Genomic DNA, 19,783 nt, shown 5'->3' with positions numbered 1-19,783 from the left:
TTTGAGGTGAATATGTCTGCACATCGTCAATTGCGGCTGGGGACCATTTTGCATGGTGCATCCGGAAATATGTCTGCCTGGCGCCACCCGGCGGCGGTCGCGGATGCCAGCATTAATTTTGATTTCGTTAAAGAAACGGCTTTAAAAGCAGAAGAGGGCAAGCTCGACTTTATATTTGTGGCCGACGGCCTTTATATTAACGAGAAATCCATTCCGCATTTTTTAAACCGCTTTGAGCCGCTGACGGTGTTGTCCGCGCTGGCGAGTATCACCTCGCGCCTGGGGCTGGTCGGCACGTTATCCACCTCCTACAGCGAGCCTTTCACCGTTGCACGCCAGTTCGCCAGCCTCGATCACCTGAGCAACGGACGCGCGGGCTGGAACGTGGTGACGTCACCGCTGGAAGGGTCAGCCAGGAACTTCTCCCGCGAAAAACACCCGGAGCATGCGCTGCGCTACCGCATTGCCGATGAGTATCTCGACGTGGTGAAGGGGCTGTGGGATTCCTGGGAAGGGGATGCCTTTATCCGCAATAAAGAGAGCGGACAGTTCTTTGATGCGTCGAAACTGCATACTCTTGATCACCACGGTGATTTCTTCCAGGTTTCCGGCCCGCTGAATATTGGCCGCACGCCGCAGGGACGTCCGATTGTCTTTCAGGCTGGCGCGTCCGACGACGGTAAAAAGCTGGCGGCAAAACACGCTGACGCCATCTTTACCCATCATGACACGCGGGAAGAAGCCCAGGCTTTTTACCGCGATGTTAAACAGCAGCTGGAAAGTCACGGCCGCCGCGCAGGGGATTTACATATATTCCAGGGCGTCAGCGTGATTGTTGGAAACGACGCCGATGACGTAGAAAACCAGTATCAAACCACGGCGGCACTGGTCTCCATTCATGATGCGCTGAATTACCTCGGACGTTATTTCGAGCATCACGACTTCAGCCAGTATCCCCTCGACGCGCCGTTCCCGGATATTGGCGATTTGGGCAAAAACAGCTTCCGCAGCACCACCGATGAAATCAAGCGTAACGCCCGTGAGCGCAACTTAACTCTGCGTCAGGTCGCGCTGGAAGCCGCATCGCCGCGCCCGCGTTTTTCCGGCACACCGGAGCAGGTGGCCGATGGTTTACAGGCCTGGTTCGAAGAGAAGGCGGCGGATGGCTTCATCATTCAGGGCGGCACGCCGGACACCTTCCCGCGCTTTGTTGACCAGGTGGTGCCCGTTTTACAGGCGCGCGGCCTGTTCCGCACCGACTATCCCGGCACCACGCTGCGCGAAAGTCTGGGCTTAGACGAGCCCAAAAATCAGTTCACACAACAATAAAAGAGAAAAACGCTATGCAGAAATCATCGCTTATTCTGGCGCTTGCGCTGGCCTTTACCCCTGCCGTCTGGGCAGAGAACGTCAATATTAACGGCACCGGCGTGAGCATTGAGGCCAATAAAACGCCGATCAATACCGCCAAAAACAGCGATGCGATCGCGCAACTGCCGAAAGACTATCGTTTTGCCGTGCCGGGGAAATTTACCGTGGCGGTGGCGGGACTGAATCAACCGCCACTGACGGTCTTTTCCGACGACAACAAAACTCTGCTGGGAAGTGAGGTCGACATTGCGCGTCTGGTGGCGGACAGCCTCGGACTGGAGCTGAACGTGGTGCCCACCTCCTGGGAGGACTGGCCGTTGGGGGTTGCCTCCGGGAAATACGACGCGGCTATCAGCAACATCACAGTCACTAAAGCGCGCAAAGAGAAGTTCGACTTCGCCACCTACCGCAAGGATTCACTTGGCTTCTACGTGAAATCCACCAGTCCGATCAACTCGCTTGTGAAGGCAGAGGATATCGCCGGGCTACGCATCATCGTGGGTTCCGGCACCAACCAGGAGGCCATCCTTCTGGCATGGAACGAAGAGAACCTCAAAAAAGGGCTTAAACCCTTTACGCCGATCTACACCAAAGACGACGCGGCCCAAACGCTGGCGCTTCAGTCCGGACGCGCGGACGCCTACTTTGGCCCGAACGTGATCGGTGCCTGGAAAGCGGCGCTTAACGGTAAAACCAAACTGGTCGGCAGCGTCGACGGCGGCTGGCCGAAGGCGGCGCATATCGCGGTGACGCTGAAAAAAGGCAGCGGCCTGGTCGAACCGGTTCAAACCGCGCTGAACGGCGCGATCAAGAACGGAGATTACGACAAAGTGCTGAACCGCTGGGGGGAAGGCGTGGAGCGTATCCCCAGTTCCGAAGTTAACCCGGCGGGTCTGGGCGATTAAGGAGGCGCTATGCGCGAACAATTTCGTGACGTTTCGCCGGAAGATGCCGATCTTCAGCCCATTATCGAGGGGCTTTTCGGTGAGTACGCCGCTCGTTACGGCGACTACTTTTCAAAGGATGCGGAAGTCGAGCTGACAGAGTGGTACCTGGCGCCGCAGGGGCTGTTTATCGTCCTGGAGCGCGATGGCGAGATCATCGCCACCGGTGCGTACAAGCCCTTCGACGAACATACCGCAGAGATCAAACGCATCTGGACGAATAAAACGCTGCGCCAGCAGGGACTGGCCGCGCGCGTGGTACAGGAGCTGGAGCGCCGGGCGGTGCTGGCGGGCTACAGCCGCATCTACCTGACCACGGGGTTTCGCCAGCCGGAGGCGGTGCGGCTCTATCTCAGTCAGGGGTATCAGCCGCAGTTCGATCTTAACCGTGATCCGGAAGAGTATAGCCAGCCGCCGTTCGACGGTCGGCTGCGTTTCACTAAGACGCTGATCCGCGAAGCGCTCAGCAAAACCGCATAAGGAGCGACGATGAGCAACGTTGAAACTATAAAAGTGGTCCCGGCACGTTATCCGCTGCGCGCTGCTGGCGCCGTGGTGGCGCTGTTTGTGCTGGCGGTCGTGATCCAGTCCGTGGCCTTTAATCCGCGCTGGGAATGGGCGGTATTTGCCCGCTGGTTCTTCGACCCGGTGATCCTCGAAGGCGTCGGACAGACGCTGCTGCTGACGTTGATAAGCACCGTACTGAGCGTGGTGATTGGCGGCATGCTGGCGCTGGCGCGGCTCTCGTCATCATGGCTGTTGAGCAGCCTGGCGTGGGGGTACATCTGGCTGTTCCGTTCCCTGCCGCTGATCGTGGTGCTGATTATCCTCTATAACTTCTCCTACCTCTACGACACGCTCTCTCTCGGCGTGCCTTTTACCGGCATTACCTGGGGCAGCTTTGAAACTATCAATGTTCTCGGGCAGTTTTCTACCGCCATCGTGGGGCTGACGCTGGTGCAGAGCGCCTATACTGCGGAGATCATTCGCGGGGGGTTCCTTGGGGTCGACCACGGTCAGTATGAGGCGGCCGCTGCGCTGGGGCTGCCGGCGTGGCGTCGCACGGTGCGCATAATTCTCCCGCAGGCGCTGCGCACCATCCTGCCGTCCGGGTTTAACGAAATCATCAGCCTCGCCAAAGGGACGGCGATGGTTTACGTGCTGGCGATGCCGGAACTGTTCTACACGATCCAGATGATCTACAACCGCACCCAGGAGGTGATCCCGCTGTTGATGGTGGGGGCCGTCTGGTATCTGGTGATCACCACCGTACTGTCTGCCATCCAGCATGTTATTGAGCGTGGACTCGCCCGCAGCGAGCGCCGCTCCGCCGTAAACCAGAACGGGGCGGCCAATCGCGCGCGCTCCGTCACCACTTCGCCAGCACAGGAGCCTGTTCATGCAAGCCTCTCCTGAAGGACACATTTCCATTACCGGCGTCAGTAAGTTTTTTGGCCGACATAAAGCGCTCGATAACGTCACGCTTGAGATCCCGCCGGGCTCCGTGACGGTGATCCTTGGCCCCTCTGGATCGGGAAAATCGACGCTGCTGCGCACCATTAACCATCTGGAGCGCGTAGACGAAGGCTTTATTCAGATTGACGGGGATTACATCGGCTATCGCCGTCAGGGTGACAAACTCTACGAGCTAAAAGAGAAAGAGATCCTCAAACAGCGCGTCAACGTTGGGTACGTGTTTCAGAACTTCAATCTTTTTCCGCATCTCACGGTGCTGGAAAACCTGATTGAAGCACCCATCGCGCATAAAAAGTTCAGTAAAAAAGAGGCTGTTGAAAACGCCTACAGCCTTCTGGATGTGGTAGGTCTGCGCGATAAAGCCGATGCCTGGTCGCGTCACCTCTCCGGCGGCCAACAGCAGCGTATCGCCATTGCCCGCGCGCTGGCGCTGCGCCCGCGCGTGATGCTGTTTGATGAACCCACCTCGGCGCTGGATCCGGAACTGGTTGGCGAAGTGCTGGACGTGATTAAAAAGCTCGCCCGTTCCGGCACGACGCTGGTGGTGGTCACCCATGAGATCGGCTTTGCCCGGGAAGTGGCGGACCAGGTGGTATTTATGGTCGACGGTAAAATTGTGGAGCAGGGCAGCAGCGACGACGTGTTAAACCGACCGTCGCATCCGCGAACGCGCCAGTTCCTCTCAAAAGTGCTGTAAGGAGCGCAGATGAAATATGGACTCCTGGCGGGGCTGGTCTTCACGACGGCGAGCTACGCCAGCATTGATTTAAAGGCCAACGAACAGCCGCTGCCGGTGACGGTTGATCAACAGGCAGTGGCGAAAATCCCGGCGAACTATAAATTTGTTGAGCCGGGTACCCTCACGGTGGCGATTTCAGCCCTGAATTCTCCGCCGCTGGCGCTGCTGGCCAGTGATAACCGCACCCGTATTGGCAGCGACCCGGATATCGCCCGGTTGCTGGCGGGCAGTCTGGGGCTGAAGCTGAAGCTGGTGCCAACGGCGTGGGAAGACTGGCCGCTGGGGATCACTTCCGGGCGTTATGACGTGGCGTTGGTGAATATCGCCGTCACCGAGCAACGTAAGGCGAAGTTCGATTTTGCGACCTATCGCGTCGATTCCCTCGCCTTCTCGGTGAAATCCACCAGCAACGTACAGTCGATCACCCGTGCGAAAGATCTGGCCGGTAAAAAGGTGATTGTCGGGTCAGGCACCAATCAGGAACGTATTCTGCTGGGCTGGAACGAAGAGAATAAAAAGGCCGGGCGCGAGCCTGCGTTGCCGGTTTATCTGACCGACGACGCCTCAGGCAATCTTTATATTCAGTCCGGCAGGGCGGATGTTTTCTTTGGACCGCAGTCCGTTTCGGCCTACAAAGCCGCGTTAACCGGCAAAACCCGCGTCGTGGGATTAGGGCCGAAGAAAGCCTATGTCGCCACCACAACCAAAAAAGTTAATGGGCTGGTGTATGCGTTGCAGGCTGCGCTGGACGGTGCGATTAAGCGCGGGGAGTATCAAAAGGTGCTGGCGCGCTGGGGGGAGGCGGGCGAAGCGGTGACTTCTTCTGACGTTAACCCGCCCGGGATAACCTACTAATGGTGCTCTACACTTAGGGTTTTCATCCCTGAGGGGGCAACATGATCAAACTCTATGGCGTACCCGGCTGGGGATCGGCAATCAGTGAAGTGATGCTGACTCTGGCAGACATCCCGTATCAGTTCGTCAACGTGGACGGGTTTGACCAGCCCGGCCCGCAGCGCGAATTGCTGTTAAAACTGAACCCGCTGTGCCAGGTGCCGACGCTGGAGCTGGAAAATGGGGCGATCGTGACGGAAACCGCAGCGATCGCCCTGATGGTGCTCGACAGACGTCCCGACCTCGCGCCGCCCGTAGGGCAGGCCGAGCGCCAGCAGTTTCAGCGCCTGCTCATCTGGTTTGTGGCGAACGTCTATCCCACCTTTACGTATGCAGGTTACCCGGAACGCTGGGTGCCTGATGCCCCGGAACAGCTGAAGAAAAATTGCATTGAGTACCGAAAATCGCTCTATCTGTGGTTCGACAGCCAGCTCAGCGCCTCGCCGTTTGCGTTTGGCAAACAGCTGACGCTGCTTGACGTCTATATTGCCGTTGCGCGTACCTGGGGGCCACGTCATGAGTGGTTTGCCACTAACACGCCTAATATTACCGCCGTCGCGGATGCCGTCTGCGCGCTGCCGGAACTGCACAAGGTGCTAAAAGCTAACGATATAATCTGATAACGTGGAACGCTCACCTATAAAAGGAGCCCTGCCCATGCCACACGTTGATATCAAATGTTTTCCACGCGATCTGACTGACGAACAAAAAACGGCCCTGGCGGCGGATATCGCCGAAGCGATCGCCCGTCATCTGAACAGCAAAGATCGCTCAATCTCCGTGGCGCTTCAGGAGGTTCAGGAAGCTGACTGGAAGGCGCAGGTCTGGGATACCGAGATCGGCCCGAAACTGGATGAACTGATTAAGAAGCCCGGTTATTCGATGTAACTTGCCTGCCGGGTGGTGCAATATCACCCGGCGCTCCTCGCTTTTATTCCCTTTCGCAAAAATCGATAATAAAAACCATAACGATTCCGCTACAATTCATCCTTCCGAACAATATTCGTTGAATCAGCAGGTAAGCACTGCAACTGCACCAGATTAAGTACAAATTAGTAAAAGGATAATTTTTCCATGACAAAATTACCTCAGTTTTCACTCGCCTTTATTCATCCTCGTTACTGGCTCAGCTGGGCAGGCATTGCCGCGCTCTGGTGCACGGTTCAGCTTCCGTACCCGCTGCTGTTGAAAATAGGTCACGGGCTTGGGCGTCTGGCTATGCGCCTGCTTCCACGCCGCGTGGAGATCGCCAGACGAAATCTTGAGCTTTGCTTTCCTGATATGAAAGAGGACGAGTGCGAGCGTTTACTTGAGCGTAATTTTGAATCGGTTGGAATGGGCGTCATCGAAACGGGGATAGCGTGGTTCTGGCCAGACTGGCGCGTACGGAAACACTTCAGCGTAACCGGCTACGAACATATGGAACAGGCGCGGGCGCAAGGAAGGGGAGTGGTGCTCATTGGCATGCATTTTCTCACGCTGGAATTAGGCGCACGCATCTTTGGCATGCTCAACGCGGGTATTGGTGTGTATCGTCCCAACAATAATGCGTTGCTCGACTGGCTGCAAACGCGCGGTCGTCTGCGTTCCAATAAAACCATGCTTGACCGCTATGACCTGAAGGGCATGATCCGCGCGCTGAAGCAAAACGAGATCCTGTGGTATGCCCCGGACCACGATTATGGCAAAACGAATAGCGTGTTTGTGCCGTTTTTTGCCGTCCCGGACGCCGCGACAACTGCCGGGAGCTACATGCTGGTGAAAAGTGCCAGACCGGCCGTGATCCCGTTTGTACCGCGCAGAAAAGCAGACGGCACAGGGTATGAGCTGATTATTCTGGAAGATATTAGCGATACCTTGCAGGGAGGCGACAAAGCGTCGGTGGCCACGCAAATGAACAGAGCGATTGAGCGCGCCGTGATGATGGCGCCTGAGCAATATATGTGGCTGCATCGCCGGTTCAAAACCCGCCCTGAAGGCCAGCCGGACCGGTATAAACGCAAAAAACAGGTCGCGTCTACTGCAAGAACCTTTTCTGCCAGCGATATTTCGGACCGGTCGAGTATCCAGCAGTAGCCCGGCAGGGCGGATGCCGGTGCGCTCCGCCCTTTATAAATCCTGCCGCGCTGGATAGAATTACCGCATCCATATTGACGGGATGCCCAACATGACCGGAAGAGTCGATTATCATCTGGAAAAATACCTCCTCACCGAAGCCGGCGAGCCGGAACGTCTGACGCGCCAGTGGGCGGAGGTGATGCGCGAGTGTCATGACCAGAAATCCGGGGCAGAAGAGCGGCTGCGTCTCGCGCTGCTGAACGTGGATTATGTGACCAGCTTTGAGCTTCCCTTCCGGTTACTTCTTACCCGTGCACCGCAGCTGATTGATAGCATCAGAAATGAGTTTCAGCTCAGTCAAAAAAATGTCCTGTTCAACGGGAAGCGGTTTGGCTGCGTCTACAGCCTTAAACAGGATTTGAACGGCATTCCCGATGAATTTACCTACCACCTGAAGACCCGTATTCAGCGAATCGATGCGTCCGGCGGTTCGGAAGTGCCTTACCGGCAAATCGCTCAGCAGGTGAAAGCCCCCCGCGAGCGCCTCCAGCTGGCGCTGGAACAGGGGCTTGCGGTCACCGCGCTTGACGGGCTTTTCTGGTTTGGCCTCCAGCGCATAGCCGCCGAGGTGCAGCGGTTAAGGAAGACCGGGATGAGAATAGTGACGTCCGATACGGAGGTGTTCGACACCCTTACCGGAACAACACGGCGCATTCCGGTTTATCGTCTTGAGGACGCTGCCGCTACTTAGCCTGGAGCAGGATCGCCAGCAGCCCAGGAAAGCGGGCGTCCAGATCCTCTCTTCTCAGTGAGATCATATTCTCGCGCCCCTGCGGGCGCTGCCAGATCACGCCGCTGTCGCGCAGCACGCGCCAGTGGTGAGTCATAGTGGATTTCACCACCTCTTCCGGGCGCAGTGCGTTACAGCTCAGTTCGCTGCCGTCGGCCAGCCTGCGAATAATCGCTAATCGCAGCGGGTTGCCGAGGGCGAATAGCACATTTTCCAACACTATTTGTTCAGGTTCCGGGTGGTTTGGGATCATCGTTTTCCTGCGTCTCGCGTGAGATTGAGCTATATCAACGATAGGTCAACCGTTAAAAAATAGTTCGATAATACTCGTACAATAGGACTATTATAACAAACGAACGAACACGCGACCATCCCGGTCGTCACAAACCAGTCATGAAGACTTAAGGAAATATCATGCCCCGACCCATTCCACTCGAACGTTATCGCAACATCGGTATCTCCGCGCATATCGATGCGGGCAAAACAACCACCACTGAGCGCATCCTGTTTTACACCGGGATGAGCCACAAGCTGGGTGAAGTACACGATGGCGCGGCAACCACCGACTGGATGGCGCAGGAGCAGGAGCGCGGGATCACCATTACGTCGGCGGCGGTAAGCTGTTTCTGGCCCGGTATGGACAGAGGCTTTGAACCGCACCGCATCAATATTATCGACACCCCCGGGCACGTGGATTTCACCATTGAGGTGGAACGTTCCATGCGTGTGCTCGACGGCGCGGTAATGGTCTATGACTCCGTCGGCGGCGTGCAGCCGCAGTCGGAAACCGTCTGGCGTCAGGCGAACAAATATCACGTTCCGCGTCTGGCGTTCGTCAATAAAATGGACCGCCCGGGTGCGGATTTCTTCCGCGTGGTGCAGATGATGCAGGAGCGGCTGAAAGCCAATCCGGTCCCGATTGTGATCCCCGTGGGGGCAGAAGAACACTTCACCGGCGTGGTGGATCTCATCAAGATGCGCACCATTCTGTGGGATGATGCGACGCAGGGCATGGCGTTTAGCTATGCGCCAGTGCCTGACGATCTGCTGAGCACCGCCCAGGCGTGGCGAGAAAAAATGGTTTCGGCTGCGGCAGAAGCCAGCGATGAGCTTATGGATAAGTACCTTGAGACGGGCGAACTGGATGAAGCGGAAATCATCCAGGGGCTGCGCGTCCGGACCATCTCCGGTGAAATACAGCCCATGCTGTGCGGCAGCGCTTTCAAGAACAAGGGTGTGCAGCGCATGCTCGACGCGGTGATTGAATTGATGCCGTCTCCACTGGACGTGCCCGCTATTGATGGGGTAGAAGAAGACGGACAGCACGCCGAGCGCCACCCAAGCGATGATGAACCGTTCTCCGCGCTGGCCTTCAAGCTGATGAGCGATCCGTACGTCGGCCAGCTGACCTTTATCCGCGTCTATTCCGGCATACTGCGTAAAGGCGACGCGGTGTACAACCCGGTGAAGGGTAAGAAAGAACGTATCGGGCGCATCGTGCTGATGCATGCCAACGATCGCCATGAGGTGGACGAGCTGCGCGCAGGGGATATCGCGGCCTGTGTCGGGCTGAAAGACGTCACCACCGGTGACACGCTGACCGACCCGAATGCGGTGATCACCCTTGAACGGATGGAGTTCCCGGACCCGGTTATTTCGCTGGCGATTGAGCCGAAAACCAAGGCCGATCAGGAGAAAATGGGGATCGCCCTACAGCGCCTGGCGGCGGAGGATCCGTCGTTTCGCCTGCACACGGACGAAGAGTCCGGACAGACCATTATCTCCGGGATGGGCGAGCTGCATCTGGAGATCATCGTTGACCGCATGAAGCGTGAGTTTGGCGTTGAGGCGAACATTGGTCGTCCGCAGGTCACCTACCGTGAAACTCTGCGTAAAGCGGTGAAGGATATTGAAGGTAAATTTGTCCGACAGTCCGGCGGGAAAGGGCAGTACGGTCATGTGGTCCTGAGCCTTGAGCCGTTAGCCGCCGGGAGTGGTTTTGTGTTTGAAGATGCCACCAAAGGCGGGGTGGTGCCGCGGGAGTACATCCCGTCGGTGGAAAAAGGCTTGCGAGAAGCCATGAATACGGGAGTGCTGGCGGGCTATCCGGTGGTGGATGTGAAAGCGACCCTGACGTTTGGTTCCTACCATGACGTTGACTCCTCGGAGATGGCCTTCCGCATGGCGGCGATCCTCGGCTTCAAAGAGGGCGCACGGCGGGCGGATCCGGTTATTCTTGAGCCGGTCATGCACGTTGAGGTGGAAACTCCGGAAGAGTACGCCGGGAACATTATGGGCGATCTCTCCTCCCGTCGCGGCCTGGTGCAGGGGATGGCAGAGCAGTACGGCAGCCAGATTATTCGCGCTGACGTCCCGCTGGCTGAGATGTTTGGCTACGCCACCACGCTGCGCTCGATGTCCCAGGGGCGCGCGACGTATACGATGGAGTTCCATCATTTTGCGGAAGCTCCGCGGAATGTGGCGGATGAGATTATTGCGAAGCGTGTGAAGAGTTAATTAATTGCACATGGTAGTCATTTGGCTACCATGTGCCTTTATTATTACGACAGGGAGTTTATGCCTGTTACTTAATTAGCGTCGCCGATCGCACTTTCCATTTTCCTTGCTCTTCAACGAGACAATCTGCAATCACATGATCTTGCTTCTTACCAAATGCGACATAGACGTTTGTGCAAACGGCGTCAAAATCAGAATGTAAGACGGTTATCTGATTCCAGTCATCATCCCAGTCCTGCGCTTTGATAAACATATCCGCATCGGGCATATCTTTGTCGTTACTGTCGCCAGAGTACATTTTTTTAATTGCTGCAATGGTCCCTGAGGCTACGTACTCGTTCATAATGTCTGGATTGAGTACGGGTGGTTTGTTCTGATCTAACTGCGCTATATACCATTGATTGAATTTAAGCGCCACTAGCCCCGGTGCATAGGTGGTTTCCGCGCCCGCTAAGGAAGACAGGATGAAAAGTAAAAAGAAGAGTGGCTTCGATGACATAATGTGCCCAATTACCGATGCTTTTTGCTTGAGCATTTTATTTGGAATATAAAATTTCGCCATATCTATCCAGGACATTAATATTTCCTTAACGGGGAATTGCTAACTCAGCAACTCAAGAAATATCCTCCGTTCTACAACGCAGTGGTAAACATAAAATGCCATAGAAATTTTATATAATTCAGATGGGTATAATTAAAAAATCATTCCAGCGCCTTCACCATTTTCCCGCTCGCGACAAACGTACCCGCACCCAGATGATGCAGCGTATTCAGCTTATCCCCGTCAAACTGCCAGCGTCCGGCGACAAATGCGCGTTCATCCGCCGCGGCGGAAACCACTTCGCCAAACAGAGTGTCATATTTCTCGGCCGCAGAGGTTACAGGTAATAACCGGCACTCCATCCACGCCAGACATTTCTCTTCTATAACCGGCAGGCCAAGCTCAGGGCCATAAATAACCGGGATCCCGTAGCAGTTAAATTTATCCTCGTCGCGCCCGCTGACGCTGCCGACCGCCCAGGTCCAGTTGGCTGCCGCCACGCCGGGGATCACAATGCCGAATTTCCCGCTGCGTTCGATCAACTCCCGTGACCACGCGCTTTTGTCTACCACAATCGCGATACGCGGGGGCTCAAATTCCACCGGCATAGACCATGCGGCGGCCATGACGTTGCGACGATCGATGGTCTCATCCCGGCTGGTGATGAGCACGGTTGGACCGTGATTCAGAAGACGGCTGGCATGGCGTAATCCAACAGGGCGAAAGTGGTTCATAGGATCTCCTCATGTACACGATGAGTATGACGAAAAAGCACTTTTGCGCATATGCATAAGGGAAAATAGTTTATAAACAGGGGATATCACATCCTGGAGCAAATCATGTCCCCATTTCTGAGTGCTTATTTCGCCCGCACGGGCTGGCAGCAGCCCGTACAGGTTGATATCGATACCCTGCGGGGGCTGCATTTAGACCATAACTGCGCAATCCCTTTCGAAAATATCGATGTTGTTTTGCCGCGTGAAATCCATCTGGACGACGGGTGTCTGGTGGATAAACTGGTCACCGCGCGGCGGGGGGGATATTGCTTTGAGCAAAACGGCCTGTTTGAGCGGGTGTTGCGCGAAGTCGGTTTTACGGTGCGCAGCGTGCTGGGGCGGGTTGTGCTGGCTAATCCGTCGCAGATGCCGCCGCGTACGCACCGGTTGCTGCTGGTTGAGCTGAACGGCGAGCGCTGGATCGCCGATGTGGGATTTGGCGGACAAACGCTGACGGCGCCGATTCGTTTGATCGCCAACGAGGAACAGGAAACCCCGCACGGGAGTTATCGTTTGCTGAGCGAGGGTAACGACTGGGTACTGCAATTCCGCCATCACGAGCACTGGCAGTCAATGTACCACTTCGACCTGGCGACCCAGTACTTCAACGATTACGTGATGGGAAACTTCTGGTCGGCGCACTGGCCGCAGTCCCATTTCCGTCATCACCTGCTGATGTGTCGCCACCTGCCGGACGGGGGCAAGCTGACGCTGACCAACTTTAATTTTACCCACTGGCAGAACGGGCATGTGGAGGAGCAGATCCATTTGCCGGATGCGGAGGCGCTGTATAAGCTGATGCAGGCGCGGTTTGGCCTGGGCGTTGATGACCCGAAGCACGGCTTTACCCTGGCCGAGCTGACGGCGGTGATGGCGGGGTTTGATACGCATCCGCAGGCAGGGAAATAGCCCGGTGGTGGCTACGCCTTACCGGGCCTACAGCGGCTTGAAACGTAGGTCGGGTAAGGCGAAGCCGCCACCCGACAAAATCAACGGCGCGATCTCACTACCTGATAGCGACGGGTGAAGTACTCAAACGGCGCGCTCCACACGTGCACCAGACGGGTGAACGGGAAGATAAGGAAGATCGTCATCCCCAGCACCAGATGCACGCGGAAGATCGGTGCGACGCCGCTCAGCATTTCTGACGAGCCTCCCTTAAACGTCACGATCCCCTGCGCCCAGCCGACCAGCTTCATCATCTCGCTTCCGTCAGGATACTGGGCGGAGAAAGGAATGGTCGACAGCCCAAGGATGCACTGAAGCAGCAGGATACTCATGATGATAATATCCGGCGTGGTGGACGTGGCACGCACCCGCTGGTTGAACAGGCGGCGGATCAGCAGCATCGACCCGCCAATCAACGTCAGCACCCCGCAAATACCCCCCGCAATCATGGCTAACTGCTGTTTAACCGCGATGGGTAAAAACCAGGCGTACATCCAGTGCGGGGTTAACATGCCGAACAGGTGCCCGAAGAAGATCCCCAGAATGCCAATATGAAACAGGTTAGAGCCCCAGTTCATACCGCGCTTGCTGAGCATCTGGCTGGACGATGCGCGCCAGGTGTACTGCCCGTAGTCGTAGCGCAACCAGCTGCCAAGGAAAAACACGGTGGCGCAGATGTACGGATAAATGTCATAGAAAAACACGTTCAGGTAATGTGTCATTTTGGGCCTCCGGCGCTGACGTCCACGTACTGCGGCGCGACGTCTTGGCTAAAGCGTCGTTGATATTGCTGCATCGGCGAGCTGTCGCACGATGTGGCGTTGTCTTCAATAAACTTCACCTGTTCCTCTTCCCACACGGCGTCCAGCGCCTGACGGGTATCATCCCGTTTTTCACCGGACACCTGTTTCGCCACGCTGTCGCTGGAAAGGCGCGTTCCGGCCAGCGTCAGCAGGGCGTCAAACAGCTGGTAATGTGCTACCTCACGCTGTTTCAGGCGTCCACCAATCAGCGCCAGGATCGGCGCGACGTTTTGCAGCCCTTCACGCGCCTCGTCATCGCTGACGATACTGAGATATTCCAGATAGAGCGGCAGATAGTCCGGCAGCTCGCGGCAGTCAAGCTGAAGGCCGGCTTTCTCATACTGGCTCATGAGATCGACCATCGCCTGACCGCGATCGCGGGACTCGGCGTGAACGTGTTCGAACAGCAGTAGCGAGGTTGCGCGCCCCCGTTCAAACACTTCGCACCATTCGGCCTGCTTATCCAGCAGCGGGGCGCTCAGGTGCTGCTGCGCAAACGGCAGCAGCATGGGCGCGTCCTGTTCCACCAGGGAAAGCGCTTCGTCACGGTTTTCCCACAGCAACTCATCGGGATACTCAATGAGCAGCGCGATGATTTTGAGGATCTGCATTACTCTCCCTCCCCGTGTTCACGCACCTCGGTGATGTTGATCGCGTCAATGCGGCTGCTGTTGAAGAGGTTGAATTTGGTGTCGGAACCGTGGCAGCCGTCGCCAAAGGTGAAGCCGCAGCCGTTTTTCTCCGGGAAGGCGTCGCGCGCCATTTCGCGGTGGCTGGTCGGGATCACGAAGCGGTCTTCGTAGTTGGCAATCGCCAGGTAGCGATACATCTCTTCTACCTGTTCTTCCGTCAGGCCGACCTCTTCGATGGCGCGGGTGTCGGTCACGCCTTCCACGGTCTGGGAACGCTTGTAGTGGCGCATCGCCATCATGCGCTTCAGGGCGCGCAGCACCGGACCGGTATCGCCCGCGCTGAGCATGTTTGCCAGGTACTGCACCGGAATGCGCAGGCTTTCTACGGCAGGCAGCACGCCGTCGCTCTGCGGCAAACCACCCGCGTCCGCGTAGGACTGAATCGGTGACAGCGGCGGCACATACCAGACCATCGGCAGGGTGCGGTATTCCGGATGCAGCGGCAGGGCAAGCTTCCAGTCCATCGCCATTTTGTAAACCGGGGAACGCTGTGCCGCGTCGATGACGTTCTGCGGAATACCCTGTTTTAGCGCTTCCTCAATCACCGCCGGATCGTTCGGGTTAAGGAACACGTCGCACTGGCGCTCGTACAGATCGGTTTCATGCTCGGTGCTCGCTGCCTCCTCGATACGGTCCGCGTCATACAGCAGCACGCCAAGGTAGCGGATGCGCCCGACGCAGGTTTCCGAGCAGACGGTCGGCTGACCGGACTCAATGCGCGGGTAGCAGAAGATGCACTTCTCTGACTTGCCGCTCTTCCAGTTGAAGTAGATTTTCTTGTACGGGCAGCCGCTGATGCACAGACGCCAGCCGCGGCATTTGTCCTGGTCAATCAGCACAATGCCGTCCTCTTCACGCTTGTAAATCGCACCGCTCGGGCAGGTGGCAACGCAACTGGGGTTCAGACAGTGCTCGCACAGGCGCGGCAGGTACATCATGAAGGTGTTTTCAAACTGGCCGTACATCTCCTTCTGGATCTTCTGGAAATTGCGGTCGCGGGCGCGTTTTTCGAACTCGCCGCCCAGCAGCTCTTCCCAGTTGGGCCCCCATTCGATTTTATCCATTCGCTTGCCGTCAATCAGCGAGCGCGGGCGGGCGGTAGGGAGGTGATCGCCCTCTGGCGCGCGGTGCAGATCCTGGTAATCGAAGGTGAAGGGTTCATAGTAATCGTCAATCTGCGGCAACACGGGGTTAGCGAAAATCTTCGACAGCACACCCATTTTGCCGCCGAGGCGCGGGGTCAGCTTGCCGTGAATACCGCGGATCCAGCCGCCTTGCCACTCATCCTGATCTTCCCAGTTTTTCGGATAGCCGATACCCGGTTTGGTTTCGACGTTGTTGAACCACGCGTATTCCATCCCTTCGCGCCCGGTCCAGACGTTCTTACAGGTGACCGAGCAGGTGTGGCAGCCAATGCATTTATCGAGATTCAGAACCATGCCAACCTGTGAGCGTATTTTCATTTTTTCGCCTCCTGTACCTGATCCCGACCTTCGCCGTCCAGCCAGTTAATGTTTTTCATTTTACGGATCATGATGAACTCGTCGCGGTTCGAGCCGACGGTGCCGTAATAGTTGAAGCTGTACGCCAGCTGCGCGTAGCCGCCGATCATGTGGGTCGGTTTCGGGCAGACACGGGTGACCGAGTTGTGGATCCCGCCGCGCCGTCCGGTTACTTCTGACCCCGGAATGTTCAGAATGCGCTCCTGAGCGTGGTACATCATGGTCATGCCCGGCGGCACGCGCTGGCTGACCACCGCGCGGGCGGTGAGGGCGCCGTTTGCGTTAAAAGCTTCGATCCAGTCGTTGTCCTCTATGCCCAGCTCGCGCGCGTCGGTTTCGCTGATCCAGACGATTGGCCCTCCGCGCGACAGGGTCTGCATCAGCAGGTTTTCGCTGTAGGTGGAGTGAATGCCCCATTTCTGGTGCGGCGTCAGGAAGTTAAGCGCTTTTTCCGGGAATCCGTTCGGCGGGATTTCGCGCATATGGGTAACGCTGCGGGTGTCAATCGGTGGACGATAGGCCACCAGACTCTCCCCGAAGGCGCGCATCCAGGCATGATCCTGATACAGCTGCTGGCGGCCCGAAATCGTGCGCCACGGGATCAGCTCGTGAACGTTGGTATAGCCTGCGTTATAGGAGACGTGCTCGCTCTCAAGGCCGGACCACGTCGGGCTGGAGATGATTTTGCGCGGCTGCGCCTGAATATCGCGGAAGCGGATTTTCTCATCTTCTTTGTTCAGCGCCAGATGAGTGTGATCGCGTCCGGTCAGTTCGCCGAGGGCTTCCCAGGCTTTGACCGCGACCTGACCGTTAGTTTCCGGCGCAAGGGCGAGGATCACCTCTGAAGCGTCAATGGCGGTCTCGATGCGCGGACGACCTTTCGCCGGGCCGTCGAGCTTGACGTAGTTGAGCTTGCCGAGGAAATCGACCTCGTTCTGGGTGTTCCACGATATGCCTTTTCCGCCGTTACCGAGCTTGTCCAGCAGCGGCCCAAGGGCCGTGAAGCGCTCGTAGGTTTCCGGATAGTTGCGCTCGACGACTGCAATGTTTGGCGCGGTTTTGCCGGGGATCAGATCGCACTCGCCTTTGCGCCAGTCCAGAATATCAAAAGGCTGCGACAGCTCCCCCGGGGAGTCATGCTGAAGCGGCTGTAGCACCACGTCAGTTTCGGTGCCGAGATGTCCGACGCACACTTCAGAGAAGACTTTGGCGATGCCCTTGTAAATCTCCCAGTCGCTGCGGGACTCCCACGCCGGGTCAACGGCTGCGGAAAGCGGGTGAATAAACGGATGCATGTCCGAGGTATTCATATCGTCTTTTTCATACCAGGTGGCGGTGGGCAGGACGATATCCGAGAACAGGCAGGTGCTGGACATACGGAAATCGAGCGTCACCAGCAGATCCAGCTTGCCCTCAATGGCGGCGGTTTGCCATTCCACCTCTTCAGGTTTCACGTCGTCCGTTGAGCCTAAATCCTCACCCTGAATACCGCTCTCGGTGCCAAGCAGATATTTCAGCATGTATTCATGGCCTTTCCCGGACGAGCCAAGCAGGTTAGAACGCCAGACAAACAGGTTGCGCGGGTGGTTCTTGCCGTTGTCGGGCTGTTCACAGGCGAAGCGAATATCACCTGATTTTAACGCCTGCACGGTATAGTCCTGCGGCGACATCCCGGCGGCGTCGGCGCGGGCTTTCACGTGCAGCGGATTAAGGTTGAGCTGAGGGGCCGACGGCAGCCAGCCCATGCGCTCGGCGCGGACATTGAAATCAATCAGGTGACCGGTAAACTTCGATGCGTCTGCAAGGGGAGAAAGCAGTTCCTGTGCGGTGAGCTTCTCATAGCGCCACTGGCTGGCGTGGTTGTAGAAGTACGATGTGCTGTTCATCTGGCGCGGCGGACGGTTCCAGTCCAGCGCGAAGGCCAGCGGCAGCCAGCCGGTTTGCGGGCGCAGCTTTTCCTGGCCGACATAGTGCGACCAGCCGCCGCCGCTCTGCCCGACGCAGCCGCAGAAGACCAGCATGTTGATCATCCCGCGGTAGTTCATGTCCATGTGGTACCAGTGGTTCACACCGGCCCCGAGAATGATCATCGAACGACCGTGAGTTTTGTGCGCCGTGTCGGCAAATTCACGGGCGATTTTTTCTATCAGATAAGCGGGGACGCCGGTAATTTGTTCGCCCCAGGCCGGGGTGTAGGCTTTTATCTCGGCGTAGTTTGTCGCCGCGTTACTGTCTTCCAGACCGCGATCGAGGCCGTAGTTTGCCAGCACCAGATCGTACACGCTCACCACGCGTCTCTGGCTGCCGTCGGCCAGCGTCAGGGTTTTACTCGGTACTCGGCGCGTCAGCACCGGCTCCTGCTTCACGCTGCGGAAATGCGGATTCTCGTTGCCCCCGAAGTAAGGGAAGGCCACGTCTGCCACGCTGTCGTGGGTGATGAGCAGGGAAAGCGTCAGCTCGGTTTCCTGTCCTGCTGCCAGCGACTCCAGGTTCCATTTGCCTTTTTCACCCCAGCGGAAGCCGATGGAACCATTCGGCGCCACCAGATTTCCGGCCACGTCAAAGGCGATGGTTTTCCACTCCGGATTATTGGTTTCACCCAGCCCGTCGGCCAGATCCGACGCGCGCAGCATGCGGCCCGGCACCACGCGACCGTCAGCCTGTTCATCCAGCAGGACCAGCATCGGCATGTCGGTGTAGCGGCGGCAATAGTTGAGGAAGTACTCGCTCGGGTTATCGAGGTGGAACTCTTTAAGGATCACATGGCCCATCGCCATGGCAAGGGCGCTGTCGGTACCCTGTTTGGGGGCCAGCCACTGGTCGCTGAGCTTCGCCACCTCCGAGAAGTCCGGCGTAATGGCGACGGTCTTGGTGCCCTTGTAACGCACTTCGGTAAAGAAGTGGGCGTCCGGGGTGCGCGTCTGCGGCACGTTCGAGCCCCAGGCAATGATATAGCTGGAGTTGTACCAGTCCGCCGATTCCGGCACGTCGGTCTGTTCGCCCCAGGTCATCGGCGACGCCGGAGGCAGATCGCAGTACCAGTCATAGAAGCTCAGGCAGGTGCCGCCGAGCAGGGAGAGATAGCGCGTACCGGCGGCATAAGAGACCATCGACATGGCCGGGATGGGGGAAAAACCGGCTACCCGATCCGGGCCGTAGTTTTTGATGGTCCAGACGTTGGCGGCAGCAATCAGCTGGTTAAGCTCTTTCCAGTTTGAGCGGATAAAACCGCCTTTTCCGCGCGCTTTTCTGTAGCTCTGCGCTTTCTGCGGATCGTTTTGAATGGCATCCCAGGCCAGCACCGGATCGGTATGCTGCGCCAGCGCCTCTCGCCAGAGTTCGATCAGCCTGCGGCGTACCAGCGGGTACTTGAGACGGTTGGCGCTGTAGAGATACCAGGAGTAGCTTGCGCCACGCGGGCAGCCGCGCGGTTCGTGGTTAGGCAGGTCAGGGCGGGTGCGCGGGTAGTCGGTCTGCTGGGTTTCCCAGGTCACCAGGCCATTTTTGACATAAATCTTCCAGCTACAGGAGCCGGTGCAGTTAACGCCGTGGGTGGATCGCACAATTTTATCGAACTGCCAGCGCTGACGGTAGCTGTCCTCCCAGTCGCGGTTGGTGTGGTACACCTGCCCGTGCCCATCGGCGAAACTGTCGCCTTTTGTTTTGAAGTAACGGAAGCGGTCCAACAGTTTGCTCATGACATTTCTCCTGCTTCGATAGCATGGCCGGAGG

Annotated in this window: 17 protein-coding genes and 1 pseudogene; 11 read left to right on the top strand and 7 right to left on the bottom strand. The window is 57.2% G+C overall.

Translation table 11 applies throughout. The annotated features are described in order from the left end of the window. Window positions 1-12: 12 nt before the first annotated feature. The 9 genes and pseudogenes from L379_RS26285 to L379_RS11425 all read left to right on the top strand — a co-directional run bounded on the left by L379_RS26285 (window position 13) and on the right by L379_RS11425 (window position 8,233). Window positions 13-2,276: pseudogene (locus tag L379_RS26285) on the top strand (NtaA/DmoA family FMN-dependent monooxygenase). Between the two features lie 9 nt (window positions 2,277-2,285). Then, complete coding sequence (locus L379_RS11390; protein WP_015570459.1) at window positions 2,286-2,795, top strand: GNAT family N-acetyltransferase; 510 nt, start codon at window positions 2,286-2,288, stop codon at window positions 2,793-2,795. A 9-nt stretch (window positions 2,796-2,804) separates the two neighbouring features. Further along, window positions 2,805-3,731 carry an amino acid ABC transporter permease gene (locus L379_RS11395; protein ID WP_032653681.1) on the top strand — a complete coding sequence of 309 codons (927 nt, stop codon included), beginning with the start codon at window positions 2,805-2,807 and terminating at the stop codon, window positions 3,729-3,731. Beyond that, window positions 3,715-4,488: an amino acid ABC transporter ATP-binding protein gene (locus tag L379_RS11400; RefSeq protein ID WP_017693375.1), complete on the top strand. Its 774-nt coding sequence runs from the start codon at window positions 3,715-3,717 to the stop codon at window positions 4,486-4,488. Before L379_RS11395 ends, L379_RS11400 begins: the two co-directional genes overlap by 17 nt. A 9-nt stretch (window positions 4,489-4,497) precedes the next feature. Further along, window positions 4,498-5,385, top strand: a complete 888-nt coding sequence (locus tag L379_RS11405; RefSeq protein ID WP_032653678.1) for a transporter substrate-binding domain-containing protein — start codon at window positions 4,498-4,500, stop codon at window positions 5,383-5,385. Window positions 5,386-5,426: 41 nt separating this feature from the next. Beyond that, on the top strand, window positions 5,427-6,044 hold the full coding sequence (locus L379_RS11410) for a glutathione S-transferase family protein (protein WP_032653675.1): 618 nt from the start codon (window positions 5,427-5,429) through the stop codon (window positions 6,042-6,044). Window positions 6,045-6,081: 37 nt separating this feature from the next. Then, window positions 6,082-6,312: a tautomerase PptA gene (gene pptA, locus L379_RS11415; protein ID WP_003857012.1), complete on the top strand. Its 231-nt coding sequence runs from the start codon at window positions 6,082-6,084 to the stop codon at window positions 6,310-6,312. A gap of 186 nt (window positions 6,313-6,498) precedes the next feature. Next, entirely contained in the window at window positions 6,499-7,500 is a 1,002-nt protein-coding gene (locus tag L379_RS11420) for a Kdo(2)-lipid IV(A) acyltransferase (RefSeq protein WP_032653673.1), read from the top strand. 91 nt (window positions 7,501-7,591) lie between these two features. Beyond that, the gene (locus L379_RS11425; protein WP_032653670.1) at window positions 7,592-8,233 is read left to right on the top strand and encodes an ECs1377 family protein; all 642 of its coding nucleotides are present in this window, start codon (window positions 7,592-7,594) and stop codon (window positions 8,231-8,233) included. Here the strand turns inward: L379_RS11425 and L379_RS11430 are convergent. After that, window positions 8,226-8,525: an ArsR/SmtB family transcription factor gene (locus tag L379_RS11430; protein ID WP_000612740.1), complete on the bottom strand. Its 300-nt coding sequence runs from the start codon at window positions 8,523-8,525 to the stop codon at window positions 8,226-8,228. The genes L379_RS11425 and L379_RS11430 overlap by 8 nt on opposite strands. Before the next feature lie 161 nt (window positions 8,526-8,686). Between L379_RS11430 and fusA the strand changes: the two genes are divergently transcribed. After that, window positions 8,687-10,789: an elongation factor G gene (fusA, locus tag L379_RS11435; RefSeq protein ID WP_032653667.1), complete on the top strand. Its 2,103-nt coding sequence runs from the start codon at window positions 8,687-8,689 to the stop codon at window positions 10,787-10,789. 67 nt (window positions 10,790-10,856) lie between these two features. Here the strand turns inward: fusA and L379_RS11440 are convergent, their stop codons facing one another. After that, on the bottom strand, window positions 10,857-11,288 hold the full coding sequence (locus L379_RS11440; protein WP_032655613.1) for a DUF3828 domain-containing protein: 432 nt from the start codon (window positions 11,286-11,288) through the stop codon (window positions 10,857-10,859). Between the two features lie 203 nt (window positions 11,289-11,491). Then, a complete protein-coding gene (locus L379_RS11445) occupies window positions 11,492-12,064 on the bottom strand; it encodes a flavin reductase family protein (RefSeq protein ID WP_023303780.1) in 573 nt (190 codons plus the stop codon). Window positions 12,065-12,169: 105 nt separating this feature from the next. Between L379_RS11445 and nhoA the strand changes: the two genes are divergently transcribed. Further along, the gene (nhoA, locus tag L379_RS11450; protein ID WP_032653665.1) at window positions 12,170-13,015 is read left to right on the top strand and encodes an N-hydroxyarylamine O-acetyltransferase; all 846 of its coding nucleotides are present in this window, start codon (window positions 12,170-12,172) and stop codon (window positions 13,013-13,015) included. An 80-nt stretch (window positions 13,016-13,095) separates the two neighbouring features. On the opposite strand, the gene narI is transcribed toward nhoA, so the two are convergent. Genes narI through L379_RS11470 form a run of 4 tightly spaced genes read right to left on the bottom strand, consistent with a single transcriptional unit; the run spans window position 13,096 to window position 19,749 of the window. Beyond that, window positions 13,096-13,776, bottom strand: a complete 681-nt coding sequence (narI, locus tag L379_RS11455; protein ID WP_032653662.1) for a respiratory nitrate reductase subunit gamma — start codon at window positions 13,774-13,776, stop codon at window positions 13,096-13,098. Continuing rightward, window positions 13,773-14,468 carry a nitrate reductase molybdenum cofactor assembly chaperone gene (gene narW / locus L379_RS11460; RefSeq protein ID WP_017382295.1) on the bottom strand — a complete coding sequence of 232 codons (696 nt, stop codon included), beginning with the start codon at window positions 14,466-14,468 and terminating at the stop codon, window positions 13,773-13,775. Before narW ends, narI begins: the two co-directional genes overlap by 4 nt. Continuing rightward, the gene (gene narH, locus L379_RS11465; protein WP_015570469.1) at window positions 14,468-16,012 is read right to left on the bottom strand and encodes a nitrate reductase subunit beta; all 1,545 of its coding nucleotides are present in this window, start codon (window positions 16,010-16,012) and stop codon (window positions 14,468-14,470) included. Before narH ends, narW begins: the two co-directional genes overlap by 1 nt. Then, entirely contained in the window at window positions 16,009-19,749 is a 3,741-nt protein-coding gene (locus L379_RS11470; protein ID WP_032102976.1) for a nitrate reductase subunit alpha, read from the bottom strand. The genes narH and L379_RS11470 overlap by 4 nt, the downstream gene beginning before the upstream one ends. Between the last annotated feature and the right edge of the window lie 34 nt (window positions 19,750-19,783).

This window comes from Enterobacter sp. MGH 33, assembly GCF_000534535.1.
In the GTDB taxonomy this organism is placed as follows: domain Bacteria; phylum Pseudomonadota; class Gammaproteobacteria; order Enterobacterales; family Enterobacteriaceae; genus Enterobacter; species Enterobacter hormaechei_C.
Note: the sequence above shows the minus strand (reverse complement) of the source record. Positions and strands in the feature narration are given on the sequence as shown.